Source organism: Actinoalloteichus fjordicus, assembly GCF_001941625.1.
Taxonomy (GTDB): domain Bacteria; phylum Actinomycetota; class Actinomycetes; order Mycobacteriales; family Pseudonocardiaceae; genus Actinoalloteichus_A; species Actinoalloteichus_A fjordicus.
Genome location: NZ_CP016076.1, coordinates 440,272 through 458,967, shown reverse-complemented (window position 1 = coordinate 458,967; position 18,696 = coordinate 440,272). Strand labels below are relative to the sequence as shown.

Genomic DNA, 18,696 nt, shown 5'->3' with positions numbered 1-18,696 from the left:
AGGCGGCTCACGCGCACCTGTTGTTGGTGTGGCCGTCAGGACGCGGACTTTCCTACGTCCGACGCCCACGAGATGCGCTGCGATCAGCGGCCTGGAACCCATCGACCCACTGGAAGCGACCACCCCGAGACCGGCCACAACGGAGACGAGGAGCCATGACGACGACACTGCCCGACGACCAGCAACCACCCGGCTCCCCGCAGACGGCCGCCGTCGGGAAGCCGCCTCCGCTGCCTACGCTCCGCAGGCCGGGTCTGCCTCGCGCCGCCGGACGGCCGTCATGACCGCCACCGCCGACGCTCTCTTCGCTCTGCTCCTCGCCCTGTGCATCGGCTTGCCCACGGTGGACGTCGTCTGGCGATGGTGGCGGGCCGCGCATCCGGCTCGGCGGTCGCCGTCGCGGTCGGACTGGGCACGGCTCCGAGCCGCCGACCAGCGCGCCGCTGCGCGCCGGGCACCGGCGCATCGGGCGCCGGAACATCGAGCACCGGAACATCAAGCGGCCGGCCGGCAGACACCCAGGCACCGGGCACCCGAGCCCCAGGCATCCGGACATCACGCATCGGGACGTCGAGTTGCCGCACCGCCGATCCCGGCTGGGCAGCCGGGCGGGCGGCGAACCGCCGCAAGCGGCATCGACGCCGATGCGCGGGAGCGGGCTCGGCGTCGGCGGGCCGCCGTGGTGCGGCGGCTGGATGTGGTCGCCGCGCAGTGTCGACGGTCGGCCTTTCTGTCACGCGAGTCCGACGCGCGGTGGGCCGCAGCCGGGCTGGACTCGCGCGTTCTCGGGGACCTTGACGTGACCGGCCGCACCGCGTGGACACCGCAACCGGCTCGGCCTGCCTGGGGCCTGCCGAACCGTCGTGGCGCGCTGATCAGGCCCGCCCTCGGACCCGAGCCGGTGGCGGCGGTGCTGACTCGGCTCGGTCACCTGCTGCGGACCCGCGCCGGGCTGGTCGCGGCGATCATGCGCGCCCGCCGCCTGCTCGGGTCGCCCGTGCCTGGGTCCGGCCCGCCTCTCAGCCGCGAACCGGTTCGCGACCGGCTCGTTCTCGGCCAGTCCCCTCGGTTTCGGCTCCCCCGCGTCCGCGCCGCCGCTCGAATCCGGCCCTACCTCCGCCCCGGCCTCCACGCCGCCCGCCTCCCGGCGGTGGACCCATGAGCGCCGCCGCCGACTCCGCCCGCTCCTTCGATTCGGCCCACGCCCCCAGCTCCGGCCACGCCCCCGGCTCCGGCCACGCAGCCCGCTCGGCCAACGCCGATGGCTCGGCCAACGCCATCGGCTCGGCCCATGTCACCGGTTCCACCCACACCGCCGGTTCCACCCACACCGCCGGTTCCACCCACACCGCCGGTTCGGCCGGCTCCGCCGACGAGGCGGTGCCGGTGCGTGCGCCCACGCTGGGAGACGAGCCGCCGGGCTCGGCCAGTCCGCCGGCTCCGGCACCTCCGCAGCGGTGGGCGGGGCGGTTCCGTCGGCTGGAGCACTGCCGGGACGAGTCGTATGAGTCGGTGAACGTCGCGGTGTGCGGGGCGGTGCTGGTGTCGGTGGCGGAGTGGGTGCGGCTGTTGCGCTGTCCGAACTGTTTCCCGATGGAGGACTCATGACGGGCCTGGCCTGGTTCGTGCGCACAGTGCGCTCCGGAGACTCGCATCTCGCCGAGGCCGCGTGGAACGGCTACGACCCGATCCGCCCGCTCTGCGCCCCGGACGTGGAGTTCCGGGCGATGAACCGGCGTCCACTGCGGATGTGCTTCTACGACGAACAGCGCTGCCCGCTGTGTCTGGGACACACCACGACCCCGTCGTGGACCCCGCGCCTGCTCACGGCGATACCGCCATGACCACCGACGACTCGATCAGGCCCACGCCCCACCACCACCCGAGACCGCCTGCCCGACCCGGCAGCCGACCTCGTCGAGTCTGGCGAGAACGCGACGGTTGACCAGCGGAGACCGCACGCGATCCCCCTGCGACGATCCTCAGGAGACACCCCACGCATGTCCGAGACCGATCCCATCGACACGGCCCGAGTCGACACCACTCGGCCCGACACCACGCAACACACCACGCGGCCCGAGACCACCCGGCGGGACACCACCGGGCCCGAGAGGACCCTCCCCGGCGGGAGAGCACACCCGGGCACCACACCCCTGGGCACAGCGCCCCCAGACACAGCAGACGCAGGCACAGCAGACGACACCACCTCGGGCGGCCCCCAGGCCATCAGGCCGGCATCGGCCCGAGCGGCGGCCACGTCGACGACCGCGTCCCGGTCGCCGGTCGTCACGGGCAGGCAGGCCGCGCCCGACGGCCGGGTGCCGCTCGACGTCGCCGTCGGCGCGCGCACGGTTGCGGCCGAACCCTGGGTGATGTGGGAGACGCTGATCGCCGCCGTCCAACGCTGGACCGTGCAACCCGCCGACGCGCTCCGGAACTGCCACGGCATCTCCGTCTACGACTACCGACTTCTCCGGCTGCTGGCCCGCGCACCCCGACCGATGCGCAAGGCCATCGCCAACACCGCACTCGACCTGCCACCCCGCAGCCTCGACCACAGCGTCACCCGCCTCGCCGACCGCGGCTACCTCACCGTCACCGGCCGAGGCAACGAGAAACGACTGGCACTCACCGACTTCGGCATCGAATTCCTCGAAGCGGTCATCGACACCCTGCGCACCGTGACGTCGGATTCGCTGCCCAGTACGGCACTGCCGCCCAGAGACCGCGCTGTTCTCGTCACGCTCCTCAACCGGCTACGCCGCTGAGATTCCCGCCCCGATCGCGCTCGCCGGGCCGCAGGCCGCCTCGGACGAAGGTCACGGGCAAGCGCCACGGTGCCCTCGGGCTGATCGGACGGTCGGCCGGGCAGTGCGGTCGTCGAGCGCAGGCTGTGCCGCCGGGCCCGTCAGGCGGGTCCGGCCGTGCGGTCGCCTAGCCGCCGAGCGGTTGAGCCTCGCCTCACCAGCGTTGGCCGCGCTGCACGTCGGTGATCCTCGGCTTGACGTCCACGAGATAGACGAGCGCCGCTACCAGGCCCGCGATCCAGAAGATGGTTCCCGTGCCGGAGGGTCGGAACAGGACCAGGGCGGCGGTGGCGCCGCCGGTGATGCCCAGCCAGGCGTTCTTGCTCAGCTTGTCGGCCGCGACGAACGCATCGGCACGTTGTGACAGGGCATGGCCGAAGGCGAACAACCCGGCGGGGATGCCCGCGAGCCAGATCGCGAAGATGATCCACATCTGCGGCACGAGCGCCGAACTCACGGACATGGGTACCACCCTACGACGCGACGCCGCCTGCTCTCATCATCAGCAGATCCTTCCCATGCCCGGCGGCACTCTCACCAACCGGCCGCACAGCGTGGCGGGCGGCACGCACACCGCCGACGGCCGCCCACTCGCCGGCAGCGGGCGGCCGTGTCGATGCGCTCGATCATCAGGCGGTGTCTGCGCCGCCGTCCTCGTCCTGGGCCTTGGGCTTCGCGGCCTTCGTGGCGGCGGGCTTGGCCTTCGTCTCCGACCTGGGCTTCGTCGTCGTGCTGCTCTTCCTCGGCGCGGTCCGGTTCGCGGTCTTACGCGCGGTGCTGCGGACGGCGGAGCCTGCCTTGGCGCCCGCGTCGAGCACCGCCTCCGCAGCCTCGTCCGACTGCTCCTTGGTCGTCTCGGCGAGGTCCTCGGCGGCCTGCTCGGTGGCGGCGGCGGCCTTCTCCCCGACCGATCGCGTGTTACGCGTCACCTTTCCCAGCACGTCGTCGGCGAGTTCACGCACGTCGTCGACGGCGTGCTCGACCCGCTCCTGGGCCGTGCCGACGCCCGCCTCGACCTGGCTCCACGCCCGCTGGACGTCGGGCCGCGAGCGCAGCCTGCCCAGCGTCGCCTCGCCCCGCTCGGCGAGGTGGCCGTAGAGCTGTAGGGCCGCCTGCGTGTAGGCGTCGACCAGCTTGCGCAGCTCAGCCGGGTCGAGCTTCTGGCGCAGCTCCTCGAAGTCGTTCGGCAGCTCGCCCGCGTTCGCCCGCGCGGTCTCGGCGCCCTCGGCGACGCGGTCGCGGACCTTGCCGAGCAGGTCGACGACGGCCTTGGCCGCGAGGTCGCCCGCGCCGAGCGCGGCCAGCAGCGGGGTGCGGGCCTGCTCCGCAGCGGTGCCGAGAGCCGAGTCGGCCTGCTCTCGAACCTTCTTCACGTCTTCTGAATCGGGCAGGGTGGGCATCGCTTCGGATCACTCCTTCTCTTGGAGGAAAGACTCGTACACGGCGAGCAGCGCCTGTTTCTGCCGCTCGGTCAGCTGCGGATCGGCGTGGATGGCGTCGGCGACCGGCCCGCCGCCTCGGCTTTCGAGGAGCCCCGCCTGGAGATACAGCGTCTCCGCAGAGATCCGCAGCCCCTTGGCGATCTGCGCCAGGATCTCCGCGCTCGGCTTCCGCAGCCCCCGCTCGATCTGGCTCAGGTAGGGATTGGAGACGCCCGCCTGCTTCGCGAGCTGGCGAAGCGAGATCTGCGCCTTGTTCCGCTGGGTGCGGATGTACTCCCCGATGTCGGCGACCGCCTGATTGACCACCTTGTCGACTCGTTCCACCGGTTCACTCCCTCCGCACGTACTCCACGGTAACCCCAAGTGCTAGCTACAGCAAGCGCGCAGCTTGCACTCGGGCTCCGGTCGAGTTCGCCGACGGTCGGATTCACTTCCCGCCGTCCCCCGGCTCATCCGCGCTGGTCGGCGAGCCGCCGACGGCCCGGACGAGCAGGCCCCCTGCCGACGCCGCCGCTAGAGTCGAGGGATCATGCGTGATCTCGGCGGTCCCTCCGTGTTCGCAGCGGTGGCGGCGGGCGGGGCGCTGGGCACCCTGGCGCGCTACGGGGTCGGCCTGCTCGCGGAGCCCGTCGGCGGCGGACTCCCCGTCGGCACCCTCGGCGTCAACGTGCTCGGTTGCCTGCTCATCGGCGTGCTGACCGCCGTGCTGGCCGCCGAGGATCGACATCGGCTGTGGCGGCCCTTCCTCGGCACCGGAGTGCTCGGCGGCTTCACGACCTTCTCCGCCTACGCGGTCGACGTCCAGGGACTCATCGTCGCAGGGCACACCGGCACGGCGCTGCTCTCTCTCGTCGGCACGCTCGTCGCCGCCGTGGCGGCCACCGTCGCGGGCCGGGCAGTCGGGCTGCGCATGGTCCGGGCTCGATGACCGTGCTGCTGGTGGCGCTGGCCGGGGCGGCGGGCGCGGTGCTCCGACATCTCGTGCACGTCCTGCTGCCCGCCGACCGGCCCGGGGTGGCCTGGCCGACCCTGATCGTCAACGGCGTCGGCACCCTGCTGCTCACCCTGATCGGGGCACTGAGCACCACCGCGACGAACGGCGCCGTACTCGGCATCGGGTTCTGCGGTGCCCTCACCACCTACTCGACGTTCGCCGCGCAGACGGTGGCACTCGCCGAGCAGGGTCACCGGTTCCTCGCGGCGGCCAACATCGGGCTCAACCTGCTGGTCGGCGCGGTCGCGGTGCTGATCGGGACACTCCTCGGCGGCTTCCTCGGCTGACCTCCCGGTCCGGGCCCCGACTCGTCGAACACGGGCCTCCGGGGGCTCGATCCGCCGAGGTCGCGACGCTCCGCCGCCCGGTAGGCCGTGGTCTCCTCTCCGACTGCGACGACCACCGCTGGTCACCCGGTAGCGTGGCCGGTGATGACGAGCATCGACAAGACGATGGACGCACTGCGCGGGGACGCCGAGCACGGCGATCAGGAGGCCGCGCGGGAGCTGGGCAGGCTGCTGTGCCTCCAGCCCACCCTCGACGACGGCGACAGCGCCGACGACCGCTGGCCCGGCGAGCTGTGGCTGCGCATCGCGCTGGCGCGGCGGCCCGACGACACGATCGCCGCCACGCTGCTCGCGAGCGAACTGGTCCAGCAGATCACGGCCATGCTGAACGGCGAGCCGTCCTTTGACTCCGACTCGGCCGAGGAGGCGGTGGACCGCCGCATCGCCGAGGTGCGCGAGCTGTACGCCGGGGTGCTGGCCGTCGACTCGTCCGACCCGGCCGCCGAGGCGGGCACGGCGCTGCTCGACGAGGTGATCGAGGGCGAGCAGCCGGACCCGTCGACGATCGGGTACAGCTACTACCTCGTCGAGAACGACGCGGGTCACAGCTCGACCGGCCACCTCGAACAGCTGGTCGTCACGGACCCGGACGAGCTGCGCTGGGCCTGCGGCCACTGGTTCGAGCGGTACGGCGGACTCGCAGGCTTCACGATGGCGACCTACGTCGACGGGGAGCAGGTGCGCGTCACCGATCTCGGCGCGGTGACCGTCGATCCCGACGATCTCCCCGACTGGGCGGCCGTCGACATCCCGCCGCTGCCCGGCGAGCTGCTCCCGATCGGCCATCCGGTCGGCCCCTGCCACTACGGCTACACGACGCACCCGGTGGACTGACCGGCCTGCACCGCAGGCCGGTCCGATCGAGCCCCTGAGGACGCAGGCGCAGTGCTCCTCACCTGCCGGGAACACCCGGCGCGGGCTGATCCCGGTCGCCCCCGAGGTAGCGCAGGACGGCGAGGACCCGGCGGTGTCCGCTCTCGTCGGGGGTGAGGCCGAGCTTCTGGAAGATGTTGCCGATGTGTTTGTGCACGGCCCGCTCGGTGACGACGAGTGTGGCGGCGATGGCCGCATTGTCCCGGCCCTGCGCCATCAGCCGCAGCACCGCCAGCTCGCGCGGCGTCAGGGTGTCCACCGGGTCGCCGTCCCGCCGGACCAGCAGCTGCGCGACGACCTCCGGGTCCATCGCCGTGCCGCCGTCCGCGACCCGGCGCAGCGCGTCCAGGAAGGTCTCGACCCGGCTGACCCGATCTTTGAGCAGGTAGCCGACCCCGCCCCGACCGTCCCGGAGCAGCTCCCGCGCGTAGGTGCGCTCCACGTACTGCGAGAGCACCAGCACCGGCAGGCCCGGACCCGCCCGGCGGGCGGCGAGCGCCGCCTGGATGCCCTCGTCGCGGAAGGTCGGCGGCAGCCGCACGTCGACCACGGTGACGTCGGGCCGATGCTCGGCCACGGCGGCCAGGAAGCTCGGCGCATCCGACACCGTCGCGGCGACCTCGAAACCCGCCGAGCTCAGCAGCAGGTTCAGCCCCTCGGCGAGCAGCACGTTGTCCTCGGCGATCACGACCCGCACGGCAGCTCCACGGTGATGGTGCTCGGGCCGCCACGGGGGCTCTCCACCGTCACGGCGCCGTCCAGGGCCGCCACCCGACGACGGATGCCCGCGACCCCGGTGCCCGCCGTCTCGTCGATGCCGCCCCGGCCGTCGTCGCTGATCGCCACGTAGAGGGCGTCGCCGACGCGCCGCACCCACACCGTGACGAGTTGCGCGCCGCTGTGCTTGCCGACGTTGGTGAGTGCCTCGGCGACCACGAAGTAGGCGGCGGCCTCCACGGCGGCGGGAATCCGGCCGAGCGCCGACTCGGCAGCGGCCAGCTCTACATCGGCGAGGTCCCCCACGCCTGTGCCGGGTGTATCGCCTGCGACGTCTGCCACGTCTAAGGTCGTGGGCACCGTGCAGCGGGCCGCCAACGCGCTGAGCGCCCCCGGCAGACCCCGGTCGGCCAGGATCGGCGGGTAGATCGCGCGCACTACGTCCCGCAGCTCGGTCATCGCCTCCTCGGCACCGTCCCTGGCCTGCTGCATCAGCTTCACTGCTGCCGCCGGGTCGTCGGCGAAGGTCCGCTCCGCGATGCCGAGCCGCAGAGCGATGTTCACCAACCGGGCCTGGGTGCCGTCGTGCAGGTCGCGCTCGATGCGCCGCAGTTCCGCGCCGTGGGCCAGCAGAGCGCTCTCGCGGGTCTCCGTCAGGTTCTCCACCCGATCGGCGAGTTCCCGCCGGGTCGCCGAGGACAGGAGGACGAGATCGAGCCGAACCTGCACGCCCGCCAGCCACGGCACGACGAAGGGCACCAGCAGCGTGAGGACGAGCGCCTGGATCGGCAGGAAGATGACCGCCTGCCACCAGCCGATGATCGGGATGCCCAGGACGGTGGGGGGCGGGCTGAAGAGGTGCCAGGTCGGGATCAGACTCAGGACCATGACCGGCATCAGCAGGAACATCAGGGCGGTGACGCTGAGGATGAAGCCTGCGGTGAACCGGACGAACAGCCAGGCGAAGTCCCGGAAGATCAGCGGATCGCTCAACGCCTGACGGAAGGCCGTGAGTCCCGTGCCTGTTGAATCCAGCGGCCTCGTGGTCACCGGTCGACCGGCGTGGGCACCCGCCCGGCGACGCTCCCCGTTACTGACCGCCCGCGTCGCCGAGAGAAGCAGCGGCGTGGTGACGATGCCGATTCCGACGGGGATCAGCGCCGCGCTCACCATGAGCAGGCAGAAGAGCGCTAACGCGATCGGAAAGGAGACGATGGTGGCCAGGGAGTATCTGGTGGCGCGTCCCACCTGGGCAAGCCGTTCCCGCACGAGGTTCATCTCCTTGTGGCTCGAGTGACGCTGATCAGTCTGACCTCGGCTTGCGCCCGGCACAGTGGAGTGGGCTACACCTTTCGTCGGCGTCCGGGCCATGGTGCCCCGGAGTTGCGCCCTCGGTCCTCGGCGGTCGTCGTCGGGGGGCCGCCGCCCAAATGACGGGGCCGGTGACGAAGGCGGGCGCCGCGTGACTCCTCGCACTCCCACGAGGGCGGCGACGGATGCTCCCGGTCGGCACACGGCAGCGCAGACCGCCGGAAACGTCAGTCGGTCGGGCGATCTTCCTTGACGCCGGGCCGGGTTCGCGGGGCACCATGGTGATCACCCAACGTGATCTGGTGGAGGCTCTCCGTTGATGATCCTCGCGCGGACAGACCCGCGCGCATGACACCGCCCGACGACATCGCCGCCCGACTCCGCGCCGCATTGAGCGGACTCCGCTCCCACGAGCTGCGCGACATCCACCGTCATCTCACTCGGAACCTCCGTCCGTTCCTGGACCAGCTCGACGCCGACAGCGGCGATCCCGGCCTGCACTCGACCTCTGCGCTGTTCACCGAGGGACCGCAGGCGAGCGGGCCCGCCACAGACCAAGACCACGTCCCGGAGTCCGGCGCAGGCGGTGGGCCTGTCTGCGCCGGGTCGGGCGACGATCGGCCGAGCCTGCCCGGTCTCGGCGACACCGATCTCGTCAATGCCGATCTCCTCAACGCCGAGGCAGGCAACGCGGAGATCATCGACACCGACGGCGCCGAGGCAGGCGACGTCCACGCGAACACCCGCGCCGCAGGCACCGGCCGGGTCGAGACGGAACGACCTCCGGACTCGCGTGAGCGATTCCTGCGGGGCGGTCGACCGGGCGGCCCCGGCGCGCCAGATCGGCCGGACCGGCGCGAACCGACGGGCCAGGATCGGCAGCCTGCCGGCCGAGGTCAGCCGCAGCGCTGTGCCGACGGCGCACCGCAGGCCGTGCCGCCGACAGCGATGTCCTGCGGACGTCGATCGGGCGGACTCGTCACGACGCCGGTGGAGGACGGCCTCGGCACACCGGTCGGCAGTGCAGGCGAGGAGCGGCGAGCGGCGGCAGGCGGTGATCGCGGGCGGTGCAGGCGTACGGCGATCCTGCCTCGGTGACGACAGGAACCGGGGTGCGTCCGGCCCGACCCACGTCCTCCTCCCGCCGCGTCCGCCGGGCCCGCCGATCACGCGGTCGGCGGGCCTCGCTGACGCAGGGGCAGGCAAGCAGGCAGGCGCAGCGGCCCGCGCCTCGGCGACACACCGCCGTCGGACGCGGGCAGGCCCGTGATCGGCCACCGCCGCGCCGGGTCAGCGCGTCTTCGTGACCTTGTTCAAGCCGCGCGGCCGGTCGGGGTCGAAGCCTCGGGCCACCGACAGGCCGAGCGCCAGCCGCTGCACCGGCAGCACCTCGATGATCGGCGCGACCTCCTCCGCCGTCGCCGGTACGCCGACATGCACCGAGGCGGCCAGTGTGTGAGCGGCCGATCCGACCGCCACCACGTCGGCGCCACGAGATCCCACGACCTCCATCACAGCCGAGGTGGCCCGGCCGCCCGCCCCCTCGCCCGCGACGGCGAGCACCGCAGTCTCCTCGTCGACGGCGGCGACCGGCCCGTGCAACAGATCGGCACCGCTGTAGGACCGCGCCGACAGATAGCTCGTCTCCGCCAGCTTCAGGGCCGCCTCGGCCGCCGTCGCCGAGGAGAAGCCCCGGCCCGTGGTCACGACGCGATCGACGAAACGCCAGCGCCGGACCGCCTCGGCCACCGGGTCCGCCGAGTCCGCCAGCGTCGCGGCGGCCAGGTCGGGCAGCGCGGCGGCCTCTTCGCCCGTGCCGCCGCGCACCGCGTCCACCAGCAGGTACAGCGCCAGCAGTGTCGCGCTGTAGGTCTTGGTGGCCGCCACGGCGACCTCCCGGCCTGCCTGGATGTCCACCGCCAGCTCGGCGACGCCGCTCAGGTCGGACTCCGCGGTGTTGGTGACGGCGACCGTCAACGCGCCCTGAGCGCGGGCCCGCTCCGTGACCTCGACGAGGTCCGGCGAGCCGCCGCTCTGGCTCACCGTGATCAGCAGGACGTCGCTGAGGTCGGGGCGGGCCCCGTAGAGGGTGGTGGTCGACGGCGAGACCAGGCCCGCAGGCAGTTCCAGCAGCACCTCGATCAGGTACTTCGCGTACAACGCCGCGTGGTCGCTGGACCCGCGAGCCGCCAGCAGCGCGAACCGGGGACGCCGCCGGGCGATCACCGAGGCGACCTCCGAGGTCGCGGCCCTGGCGGCGAGGAGGCGGGCGAACACGGCAGGCTGCTCGGCGATCTCGGCGGCGGTGTGGGTGCCCGCAGGCGAGTCGGTCATGACGATCCCTTCGGCGACGCCTGGGCGTCGACCAGCAGTTCGGCGACGGCACGCAGGCAGACCAGCGAACCGCCGTGCGAGTCGATCCGGGGGAACTCGCCGAGCGACGGTCCCGGCGCTCCCGTCTCGACGTGTACCAGCTCCACCCCGGCGTCGACCAGTCGCCCGATCAGTTCGCGAACCCAGGGGTGGTGCGCAGCGTCTCGGGTCGTGACGACCACCGGGCCGCCCGCCGCCGCCGCGATCACCCGCTCGGGGTCGGATTCGACGAGTCGCAGGACGCGGACGTCGGAGGCCGCCCCCTGCGTCTCCCGCAGCACCGGTCCGAGGCCCCACGGGACGTCGCCGACGGCGATGGTCGGCGCCACGGCCAGGTCCACGACCAGCGGCGGGCAGGCGAGTCGGAGATCGCCGCTGACCCGCAGTGCCCGGCGGGCGGCGATCAGGCCGACGTCGTCTGCGATCCGGGCGCCGCTGCGCGATCCACCGCGCGGCGCGGCCAGGCCGATCGTGGCCAGCCGGGTCACCGACTCCGCGATGCGTTCCTCCGTGAGGATGCCCGCCTTGACCGAGGCGACCACCGCTTCCTGGGCGGCGAGCGCGACGCTCTCGTCGGCCAGCTCGCCGCCGAGGCACAGCCCGTCGGCCCCGGCCGCCAGGGCCAGCACCGCACCCCGGCCGATGCCCTCGGGCACCAGCGAGTCCAGGGCGATCGCGTCCGGACTGTGCCCGGAGATCGCCGCCATCTCCAGGGCGTCGGTGATGATCGGCCCGTCGAACCCGAGTTCGGTCCGCAGCACCCCGCCCAGCACTCGCGGGTTGAGGGTCGCGGGCTCCGGTCCCCAGTCCGTCACCACGAGGTGCCCGGTCATCACCGCCCGAGCCCCGGCCCGGATGCCCGCCTGGAAGGGCACCAGATCCCGCGCGTACATCTCCTGCTCGGTGCGGGGCAGCACGGGAAGGGCATGGTGCGAGTCGGACTCGGCCGCGCCGTGGCCGGGGAAGTGCTTGAGGCAGGCGGCGACCCCGGCGGCCTGGAGGCCCTCGACGAAGGCGGTCACCTGCGCGGCGGCCGCCGCCGGGTCGGACCCGAAAGACCGCACGCCGATCACCGGATCGCCCGCGGGGGAGAGCAGGTCCGCGCTGGGCGCGAAGTCCACCGTCACCCCGCAGTCGGCCAGCCGCCTGCCCATGGACTCGGCGACCGCGCGGGTCAGCTCGACGTCGGCGGCGGCGCCGAGTGCGAGACTGCCCGGCACGGTCGAACCCGTGCCCGCGTCCAGCCGCGTGACATCGCCGCCCTCTTCGTCGATGCCGATCACGACGTCCTCGCGTTCGTCGCGCAGCGCCTCGGTGAGGGACGCGACCTGCTCGTCGTCGACGATGTTGCGGCCGAACAGCACCACCCCGCCCAGGCCGGCGTCCAGCCACGCCCGCACCCAGTCCGGCGGCGGGCCGCTGCCCAGGAAGCCGGGCAGCAGCACGCCCTTGATCAGTCGCCGGAGTTCGGCGTCGCTCACGGCGTCATCCCTTCACGGCACCGGCGGTCACGCCGGAGACCAGGTTGCGCTGCACGATCGCGAAGAACGCGACCACCGGCAGCATGAACAGCGTCGAGGTCGCCATGGTGGCGCCCCAGTCGGTTCCGAAGACGGACTGGAACGACTGAAGGAAGATCGGGAGGGTCTGGCCGCTGCCGCTGGGCATCAGGACCAGGGCGTAGAGGAACTCGTTCCACGCGGTGATGAACGCGAACACCGAGCAGGCCACCAGGCCGGGGCCCAGCAGCGGGAACGTCACCTTCCAGAACGCCTGGAACCGGCCGCAGCCGTCCACCATGGCCGCCTCCTCCAGCTCGATCGGGATGCCGTTGACGAAGTTCCGCAGCGTCCACAGGGTGAAGGGCATGGTGATCACCCAGTAGACGAGGATCAACGCGGGCAGCGTGTCGAGCAGGTTGGTGTCCCGCATGAACAGGAACATCGGGATCAACAGGGCCTCGAACGGCGCCATCTGCACGATCAGCACCATCAGGACGAAGCCCTTGCGGCCCCGAAACCGGAACCGCGACAGCGCCAGGGCGGCGAAGAGTCCGACGATCACCGCCAGGAACACCGCGGAGAGCGTCACGATCACGCTGTTGCGCAGATAGATCAGGAAGTCCGACTCGGCGAGCACCGTGACGTAGTGGTCGAGGGTGAATCCCCGAGGGATCAGGTCGTACTCGAGCGAGGTGATCTGCCCGGCGGGCTTCACCGAGCTGCTCACCATCCAGTAGACGGGGAACAGATAGACGACCGCGATCACCACGGCCAGGACGGACAGCCAGGTCCTGGTGGCCTTGCGGGGCTTCATTGCTCACTTCCCTGGGAACGCAGCAGCAGTCGGAGGTACTGGGCACTGATCGCCATCAACACGATCACCATGAGAACGCTGATGGCGGCGGCGACGCCGAAGTTGCCTCTGGCGATGCCCTCGACGTACTGGAGTACCGGCAACGTGGTGCTCCCGCCGTTCGGGCCGCCCTGGCGGAAGGCCCACACCTGCGCGAACACCTTGAAGTCCCAGAGGATCGACATGAACGTGACCAGCGCCAGCATCGGCGCCAGCGGCGGCAGCGTCACATTGCGGAACGTCTGCCAGGCGCTCGCTCCGTCGAGCCCGGCCGACTCGTACTGGTCCTGCGGGATGCCGACCAGCGCCGCATAGAGCGTCATCGCCACGAAGGGCACGGCCTGCCAGACGATCAGCGTGGCGATGATCGCCATGGTGGACAGCCCGGTGGTGAACCAGGAGTAGCGCTCGAAGCCGTCCAGCCCGATCGCCACCAGCGTCTTGTTCAGAATCCCGTAGTTCTGATCGAAGATCCACTGGAAGACGGTGGTCGCGGAGAGCTGCGGCATCGCCCAGGCGAGCAGCAGCGAGACCTGGAGCAGGAGCCGCACGCCGCTGGGCAGTCGCCGCATCAGCAGGGCGAGCAGCAGCGCGAGGCCGATGGTCAGGAGCACGCAGGTGCCGGTGAAGAGCACCGTGCGCAGCGTGATCAGCCAGAATTCAGAGTCGCCCAGCACCTCGACGTAGTTGTCGAAGCCGGTCCAGACGACCTCGCCGCGCACCAGCTCGCCCCGGCCGAGTTCGCGGAAGCTCGTCGTCAGCACCGACACCGCCGGATAGCCGAGCAGGACGATCAGCGTGACCAGTGCGGGCGCGAGCAGCAGATAGGGCATCAGCCGTTCGAGCCGGCGGCGCGGAGTTCGGGTCTCGGCCGCCGGCTCGATCATGGTTGTCGTCATCGCAGGTGATTCAGTCGTTCAGCGTCTCGGTCAACGCCGCGGAGGCATCGGCCGCCGCGTCCTCTAGCGACGCGGTGTCCGTCAGGTAGGCGGTGAGCATCGTCTTGAGCGGGTTCTGCACCTCGACGGCGGCCCAGTTGGGCGAGGCGGGGACGGCGCGGCCCTGTGCCGAGGCCTCGGCCATCGCGGCGGTGGTCGGGTTGCTCTCCAGCGGGCTGGTGTCGGTGGAGGCGCCGGGCACCGCGCCTGCCTCGGCGAGCATCGTCTGGTAGTCGGGGCTGGTGAACATCTCCAGGTAGGACTTGGCGAGCTCGGGGCTGTTCGTGCCTGCCGGGACGGCCAGGTTCTGACCGCCGAGGAACACCGGGGCGGGTCCGCCGTCGATCGAGGGGATCGGGAAGGCCGACACGTTCTCGGCAAGCTCCGGAGCTGCCTCGATCGCGCTGGCGACCTCCCACGGCAGGGCGATCATCTGAGCTGCCTGCCCGCCCGCGAAGACCTCGAACTGCTGGGGCTCGGCCTCGTCGGTGTCCATCGCGGCCGTCGTGTCGGAGGTCTCCACGAGTTCGCGGTAGGCCTCGATCCCGGCCATCGCCTCCGGGGAGTCGAGCGTGCCGGTCCAGGTTCCGTCGGCCTCGGTCGCGATCTCGCCGCCGTTGTCCCAGATCAGCGAGAGCAGGGCGTACCAGGACTGGCCGGGCAGGTAGAGCGACTGGAATGCGCTGTCGTCGCCGTGGACGTCCTCCAGGGTCTCGATGGCGGTGATCCACTCGTCCCAGGAGGTCGGCGGCTCGACCCCGGCCTGCTCGAACAGGTCGGTCCGGTAGGCGACGACCCGGTTCGCGGCCAGCAGCGGCACGCCGTAGACGGCGTCCTCGTACTCGCCGGAGACGGCGAGACCCTCCAGCCACTGATCCCCGGCCAGATCGGCCTTCCAGTCGCTCAGGTCCAGTAAGACGCCCTCGGCGGAGTACGCCGGGTTCTGGGTGTTGCCGAGTTCGATCACGTCCGGCGGGTTGTTGCTCGCGAGCGCGGTGGTGAGCAGGTCCTGGATGCCGTTCCACTGCTGAACGACGTGCTCGATCTCGACGCCGTGCTCGTCCTCGAACTGAGCGTGCAGGGCGGCGGCGTGCTCGTCGCTGAGCGAGCCGTCCATCGTCCAGACCGTGAGTGTCTCCGCGTCGCCGTCATTCGAGCCGCCGCCCGTGCCTGCGCAGCCGGTGGCGAGCAGGGCCACCGAGGCCGCCCCCGCCGCCATCGTCGTCCAGCGCTTCATGTGTGTCCGCCCTTCCGCCCGACGACATCGCGGGCGACCCAGTAGATCCGAGAACCACCAACAGTGGTGTAGACCAATGTGACGAGGGTGGGTGGCGTCACAAGGCATGTCAAGACCGTTGCCGAAGACGTTGCAATAGGGCGACCCGGCGGCGGGGAACTCCGTGGTCGCCCGTGGCCCCCGACCACGGGTTCTGCGCCCGACCCACGCTCCGCACGCACGGCGCCCGCCCGGAGACGACGCGACACCGGGCGATCCGACGACCGCCACGTCGGCGCTCGGCTCGCTCGGCCCGCCGAGACGGTGCCGAGGCGAGCGGCGTCCGCGCGCCGTGGATCATGCGACCCCCGGCCGGAGCGTGCGGCAGACTGACCGTCATCACAGCACAGGCATGCTGTCGTCCGGCACACCACGAAGCGGGACGTGATCTGGTCGTACTCGGGGAGAACCGCATCATGGAGATGCAACATGCGATATGAACATGCGGTTCACAGCGAGGAGGAGGCCATGCTCGGTACCACGCCCGCAGGCGGCGGAGGCGGATCGCCGGTCCGCGTCCAACGGGAGCCCAAGTACTGGGGCCTGAAACGCCACCTGCTCGACCTGCTGCGCTCCATGCCGCCGGGGACCCCGATTCCCACCGAACGATCGCTGGCGGCCGACTTCGACGTGTCACGGACGACCGTCCGGCAGGCGCTCGCCGAGCTGACCGTGGAGGGGCGGCTGCTCCGGGTGCAGGGCAAGGGCACCTTCGCCGCCGAGCCGAAGGTGGCACAGCGGCTGCAACTCTCGTCGTACACCGAGGACATGCGGGCGCAGGGACGACAGCCCGCCTCACGGATGCTGGAGTCCGACGAGCTGCCCGCCGAGACCGAGCTGGCCAGGCTGCTCGACGTGAAGGCGGGCGCCAAGGTCCTGCGGCTGCGCAGGCTGCGGCTGGCCGACGGGGAGCCGATGGCCATCGAGACGACCCACCTCGCGCTCGGCAGGTTCCGGGGACTGCGCAGGCACATCGCCAACGGCGGGTCGCTCTACGAGGTGCTGCGCGAGCGGTTCGGCGTCGAGCTCGGGCACGCCGAGGAGACGATCGAGACGGCGCTGGCCAGCCCCGAGGAGGCCGAGCTGCTCGGCTCCGACATCGGACTGCCAATGCTGCTGCTGTCTCGGCACTCCTTCGACACCACCGGCGAGCCGGTCGAGTGGGTCCGTTCGCTGTACCGGGGTGATCGGTACAAGTTCGTCGCCAGGCTGAACCCGCCGCTGCCGGGCAGCAGGCGCGACTGAGCAGACGCGGACGCGCCGGGGGGTCACACCGGGCGGCCGCGATCGACGTGACGTTCGTCTCGACCGGTTCCGGGGGACGTCGCGCTCCCCTCGGCGACGCCTCGTCCGAGGCGATCATTCCTTCGGCGCGGCTCGCGCGCGGGCACCGACGACGAGCGGGATTGGTACGTCTACTTCTGACGGACTGCGTCAGCCCATAGGTTGCCAGGCAACAACAGCGGGCGACCGGCCGTCACCTTCCGTGAATCTACCGGGGGGTAGATCACTCCCTGTACGTCAAATGGACGCCAAAGATCGCCCTGTTCCCCCGAATGGCGGCTTTCACCAGGAGGTTACGGGGCCATAACTTCACCCCTAACGGGTGACGGTTCACCCGAAATGGTCTGAGAAATTCGCTCAGGCGGCGGGCTCGTTGAGCGCGTCGACCCGGTCTCGAAGACCCTGACGAGGCAGTCCGAACCGGACGTCGAGACAGGACGGGGAGATCGGCCGACACGCGACGCGGTCGGCCTTCACGTCGAGAAGTTCCCGCGGGCAGGCCCCTGCCAGAGTCCCTGCCCGCGGGGTTGTCCCAGCACTCGTATCCACGAGGAGACAACTGATGAATCGCAGATTCGCGGCTCGCGTTACCGGAGCGATGGTCCTCGCGGCGGGAACCGCCGTCGGGCTGTCCTTCCCCGCGGTGGCAGACCCCGCCTCGGACACGGACGGCTCGGCTCCCCAGACCACGGCGGCCCCGGAGATGCTGGCCGCCATGCAGCGCGATCTCGGACTCACCGAGGCGCAGGCGACCGCGAGAATCGCTCAGGAGGCCGTGGCGGTCACCGCCGAGTCCACCTTGCGCGGCACGCTCGGCACGACCTTCGGCGGGGCGGTGTTCGACGCGGAGCTCGGGAAGCTCGTGGTCGGCGTGACCGACGCCGCCTCGGCCGACGCGGTGCGAGCGGCGGGCGCGGTTCCCACCGTGGTCGAGTTCAGCGCGAGCGAGCTGGACGCGATCAAGGCTCAGATCGACGCTCTCGACGTGCCCGCAGGCGTGAACTCCTGGGGCGTCGACCCCGCGGACAACAGCGTGGTCGTCACCCTCGACTCCTCGGCCATCGACGCGGCCACCGAGGCCTTCGTGGCCGAAGCGAGCGCGCTGAGCGACGCCGTGACGATCGCGGAGGAGGCGGGCTCCCCTGTTCCACTCGCCGACATCATCGGCGGCGACCCCTACTACTTCGGCGGCAGCCGCTGCTCGATCGGCTTCTCGGTCGAGGGCGGATACGTCACCGCAGGCCACTGTGGCACCGTGGGCACGGCGACGCAGGGCAGCGACAACAGCCCACTGGGCACCGTCGCGGGCTCGACCTTCCCCGGCGCGGACATGGGCTGGGTCGAGACGAACTCCAACTGGACGCCCACCCCGCTGGTCAACGACTACGAGGGCGGCACCGTCACGGTGACCGGCTCGTCCGAGGCCGCCGTCGGCGCGTCGGTCTGCCGTTCCGGCTCCACCACCGGCTGGCAGTGCGGCGAGATCGAGGGCAAGGGCCAGAGCGTCAGCTACCCGCAGGGCACCGTCGCGGGTCTCACCCAGACCAGCGCGTGTGCCGAGGGCGGCGACTCGGGCGGCTCGTGGCTGAGCGGCACCGAGGCGCAGGGCGTCACTTCCGGTGGTTCCGGCAACTGCTCCCTCGGCGGGACGACCTTCTTCCAGCCCCTCAACCCGATCCTCTCCGAGTACGGCCTGACGCTGACTACCGGCTGATCTCGATCTGATCCGGCCGAAACGGCCTTCTCCTTTCGGCTCCGGCGACTCCCACCAGAGCGCCCTCATCCATTCGGGTGAGGGCGCTCTGTCGTGCTGCCTGGGCTGGTCCGAACGGACGTGCCGCGACTGGATCGATCGGCGGCACGAAAACCCACGGAGAGCATCGATCGATTGCTCCATGGCCCCTGACCAGCACTTTTGATCTTCATCGGCATTACTTTCCGTTATCTAGTTGCCGGCTGTTATGACACTTTTAACCTCG

The 18,696-nt window shown here is 71.4% G+C and carries 20 protein-coding genes; 10 read left to right on the top strand and 10 right to left on the bottom strand.

Annotation, left to right across the window (positions count from 1 at the left end; genetic code table 11):
* Positions 1–799 precede the first annotated feature (799 nt).
* The 4 genes from UA74_RS31375 (at position 800) to UA74_RS02025 (ending at position 2,768) form a co-directional block, all read left to right on the top strand.
* Positions 800–1,162 carry a hypothetical protein gene (locus UA74_RS31375; protein ID WP_157433941.1) on the top strand — a complete coding sequence of 121 codons (363 nt, stop codon included), beginning with the start codon at positions 800–802 and terminating at the stop codon, positions 1,160–1,162.
* Positions 1,159–1,608: a hypothetical protein gene (locus tag UA74_RS31370; RefSeq protein WP_075763743.1), complete on the top strand. Its 450-nt coding sequence runs from the start codon at positions 1,159–1,161 to the stop codon at positions 1,606–1,608. The genes UA74_RS31375 and UA74_RS31370 overlap by 4 nt, the downstream gene beginning before the upstream one ends.
* On the top strand, positions 1,605–1,844 hold the full coding sequence (locus UA74_RS02030; RefSeq protein WP_075763741.1) for a hypothetical protein: 240 nt from the start codon (positions 1,605–1,607) through the stop codon (positions 1,842–1,844). Before UA74_RS31370 ends, UA74_RS02030 begins: the two co-directional genes overlap by 4 nt.
* Positions 1,845–2,000: 156 nt before the next feature.
* Positions 2,001–2,768: a MarR family winged helix-turn-helix transcriptional regulator gene (locus tag UA74_RS02025; protein WP_075738381.1), complete on the top strand. Its 768-nt coding sequence runs from the start codon at positions 2,001–2,003 to the stop codon at positions 2,766–2,768.
* Between the two features lie 193 nt (positions 2,769–2,961).
* Here UA74_RS02025 and UA74_RS02020 read toward each other — a convergent pair whose 3' ends face one another.
* The 3 genes from UA74_RS02020 to UA74_RS02010 form a co-directional block, all read right to left on the bottom strand.
* The gene (locus UA74_RS02020) at positions 2,962–3,270 is read right to left on the bottom strand and encodes a DUF2516 family protein (RefSeq protein ID WP_157433940.1); all 309 of its coding nucleotides are present in this window, start codon (positions 3,268–3,270) and stop codon (positions 2,962–2,964) included.
* Between the two features lie 166 nt (positions 3,271–3,436).
* The gene (locus UA74_RS02015) at positions 3,437–4,207 is read right to left on the bottom strand and encodes a hypothetical protein (protein ID WP_075738379.1); all 771 of its coding nucleotides are present in this window, start codon (positions 4,205–4,207) and stop codon (positions 3,437–3,439) included.
* Between the two features lie 9 nt (positions 4,208–4,216).
* On the bottom strand, positions 4,217–4,573 hold the full coding sequence (locus tag UA74_RS02010; RefSeq protein ID WP_075738377.1) for a helix-turn-helix domain-containing protein: 357 nt from the start codon (positions 4,571–4,573) through the stop codon (positions 4,217–4,219).
* A gap of 205 nt (positions 4,574–4,778) precedes the next feature.
* Here UA74_RS02010 and crcB point away from each other — a divergent pair, with 205 nt between their 5' ends.
* From crcB to UA74_RS01995, 3 genes are all read left to right on the top strand, one after another.
* Positions 4,779–5,177 carry a fluoride efflux transporter CrcB gene (gene crcB / locus UA74_RS02005; protein WP_075738375.1) on the top strand — a complete coding sequence of 133 codons (399 nt, stop codon included), beginning with the start codon at positions 4,779–4,781 and terminating at the stop codon, positions 5,175–5,177.
* Positions 5,174–5,530 carry a fluoride efflux transporter FluC gene (locus tag UA74_RS02000; protein ID WP_075738373.1) on the top strand — a complete coding sequence of 119 codons (357 nt, stop codon included), beginning with the start codon at positions 5,174–5,176 and terminating at the stop codon, positions 5,528–5,530. Before crcB ends, UA74_RS02000 begins: the two co-directional genes overlap by 4 nt.
* A 144-nt stretch (positions 5,531–5,674) precedes the next feature.
* Positions 5,675–6,424, top strand: a complete 750-nt coding sequence (locus tag UA74_RS01995; RefSeq protein ID WP_083682855.1) for a hypothetical protein — start codon at positions 5,675–5,677, stop codon at positions 6,422–6,424.
* Between the two features lie 58 nt (positions 6,425–6,482).
* Here UA74_RS01995 and UA74_RS01990 read toward each other — a convergent pair whose 3' ends face one another.
* Together UA74_RS01990 and UA74_RS01985 are read right to left on the bottom strand one after the other, a co-directional pair.
* Positions 6,483–7,160 (bottom strand): LuxR C-terminal-related transcriptional regulator, encoded by a 678-nt coding sequence (locus UA74_RS01990; protein ID WP_075763739.1) that lies wholly within the window; start codon positions 7,158–7,160, stop codon positions 6,483–6,485.
* Entirely contained in the window at positions 7,148–8,458 is a 1,311-nt protein-coding gene (locus UA74_RS01985; protein WP_075738369.1) for a sensor histidine kinase, read from the bottom strand. Before UA74_RS01985 ends, UA74_RS01990 begins: the two co-directional genes overlap by 13 nt.
* A 381-nt stretch (positions 8,459–8,839) precedes the next feature.
* Between UA74_RS01985 and UA74_RS01980 the strand changes: the two genes are divergently transcribed.
* On the top strand, positions 8,840–9,589 hold the full coding sequence (locus UA74_RS01980) for a hypothetical protein (protein ID WP_075738367.1): 750 nt from the start codon (positions 8,840–8,842) through the stop codon (positions 9,587–9,589).
* A 192-nt stretch (positions 9,590–9,781) separates the two neighbouring features.
* Here the strand turns inward: UA74_RS01980 and UA74_RS01975 are convergent, their stop codons facing one another.
* Genes UA74_RS01975 through UA74_RS01955 form a run of 5 tightly spaced genes read right to left on the bottom strand, consistent with a single transcriptional unit; the run spans position 9,782 to position 15,394 of the window.
* Entirely contained in the window at positions 9,782–10,825 is a 1,044-nt protein-coding gene (locus UA74_RS01975; RefSeq protein WP_075738365.1) for an SIS domain-containing protein, read from the bottom strand.
* The gene (locus UA74_RS01970) at positions 10,822–12,345 is read right to left on the bottom strand and encodes a glycoside hydrolase family 3 N-terminal domain-containing protein (protein ID WP_075738363.1); all 1,524 of its coding nucleotides are present in this window, start codon (positions 12,343–12,345) and stop codon (positions 10,822–10,824) included. The genes UA74_RS01975 and UA74_RS01970 overlap by 4 nt, the downstream gene beginning before the upstream one ends.
* A 4-nt stretch (positions 12,346–12,349) precedes the next feature.
* On the bottom strand, positions 12,350–13,180 hold the full coding sequence (locus UA74_RS01965) for a carbohydrate ABC transporter permease (protein ID WP_075738361.1): 831 nt from the start codon (positions 13,178–13,180) through the stop codon (positions 12,350–12,352).
* Entirely contained in the window at positions 13,177–14,106 is a 930-nt protein-coding gene (locus UA74_RS01960) for a carbohydrate ABC transporter permease (protein ID WP_232237598.1), read from the bottom strand. The genes UA74_RS01965 and UA74_RS01960 overlap by 4 nt, the downstream gene beginning before the upstream one ends.
* A gap of 22 nt (positions 14,107–14,128) precedes the next feature.
* Entirely contained in the window at positions 14,129–15,394 is a 1,266-nt protein-coding gene (locus tag UA74_RS01955; protein WP_075738357.1) for an extracellular solute-binding protein, read from the bottom strand.
* A gap of 507 nt (positions 15,395–15,901) precedes the next feature.
* Here UA74_RS01955 and UA74_RS01950 point away from each other — a divergent pair.
* Positions 15,902–16,678, top strand: a complete 777-nt coding sequence (locus tag UA74_RS01950) for a GntR family transcriptional regulator (protein ID WP_075743304.1) — start codon at positions 15,902–15,904, stop codon at positions 16,676–16,678.
* Positions 16,679–17,279: 601 nt separating this feature from the next.
* Positions 17,280–18,431: a S1 family peptidase gene (locus UA74_RS01945; RefSeq protein ID WP_075738355.1), complete on the top strand. Its 1,152-nt coding sequence runs from the start codon at positions 17,280–17,282 to the stop codon at positions 18,429–18,431.
* Positions 18,432–18,696 lie beyond the last annotated feature (265 nt).

What these genes read in the sequence shown, in the direction of transcription:
- UA74_RS01985 (WP_075738369.1), bottom strand. Translation starts at nt 8,458, where the DNA reads ATGAACCTCGTGCGGGAACGGCTTGCCCAGGTGGGACGCGCCACCAGA.
- UA74_RS01960 (WP_232237598.1), bottom strand. Translation starts at nt 14,106, where the DNA reads ATGATCGAGCCGGCGGCCGAGACCCGAACTCCGCGCCGCCGGCTCGAA.
- UA74_RS01955 (WP_075738357.1), bottom strand. Translation starts at nt 15,394, where the DNA reads ATGAAGCGCTGGACGACGATGGCGGCGGGGGCGGCCTCGGTGGCCCTG.
- UA74_RS01945 (WP_075738355.1), top strand. Translation starts at nt 17,280, where the DNA reads ATGAATCGCAGATTCGCGGCTCGCGTTACCGGAGCGATGGTCCTCGCG.
- UA74_RS02000 (WP_075738373.1), top strand. Translation starts at nt 5,174, where the DNA reads ATGACCGTGCTGCTGGTGGCGCTGGCCGGGGCGGCGGGCGCGGTGCTC.
- UA74_RS02025 (WP_075738381.1), top strand. Translation starts at nt 2,001, where the DNA reads ATGTCCGAGACCGATCCCATCGACACGGCCCGAGTCGACACCACTCGG.
- UA74_RS01965 (WP_075738361.1), bottom strand. Translation starts at nt 13,180, where the DNA reads ATGAAGCCCCGCAAGGCCACCAGGACCTGGCTGTCCGTCCTGGCCGTG.
- UA74_RS01975 (WP_075738365.1), bottom strand. Translation starts at nt 10,825, where the DNA reads ATGACCGACTCGCCTGCGGGCACCCACACCGCCGCCGAGATCGCCGAG.
- UA74_RS01980 (WP_075738367.1), top strand. Translation starts at nt 8,840, where the DNA reads ATGACACCGCCCGACGACATCGCCGCCCGACTCCGCGCCGCATTGAGC.
- UA74_RS02015 (WP_075738379.1), bottom strand. Translation starts at nt 4,207, where the DNA reads ATGCCCACCCTGCCCGATTCAGAAGACGTGAAGAAGGTTCGAGAGCAG.
- UA74_RS01995 (WP_083682855.1), top strand. Translation starts at nt 5,675, where the DNA reads ATGACGAGCATCGACAAGACGATGGACGCACTGCGCGGGGACGCCGAG.
- UA74_RS02020 (WP_157433940.1), bottom strand. Translation starts at nt 3,270, where the DNA reads ATGTCCGTGAGTTCGGCGCTCGTGCCGCAGATGTGGATCATCTTCGCG.
- UA74_RS31370 (WP_075763743.1), top strand. Translation starts at nt 1,159, where the DNA reads ATGAGCGCCGCCGCCGACTCCGCCCGCTCCTTCGATTCGGCCCACGCC.
- UA74_RS02030 (WP_075763741.1), top strand. Translation starts at nt 1,605, where the DNA reads ATGACGGGCCTGGCCTGGTTCGTGCGCACAGTGCGCTCCGGAGACTCG.
- UA74_RS01950 (WP_075743304.1), top strand. Translation starts at nt 15,902, where the DNA reads ATGCTCGGTACCACGCCCGCAGGCGGCGGAGGCGGATCGCCGGTCCGC.
- crcB (WP_075738375.1), top strand. Translation starts at nt 4,779, where the DNA reads ATGCGTGATCTCGGCGGTCCCTCCGTGTTCGCAGCGGTGGCGGCGGGC.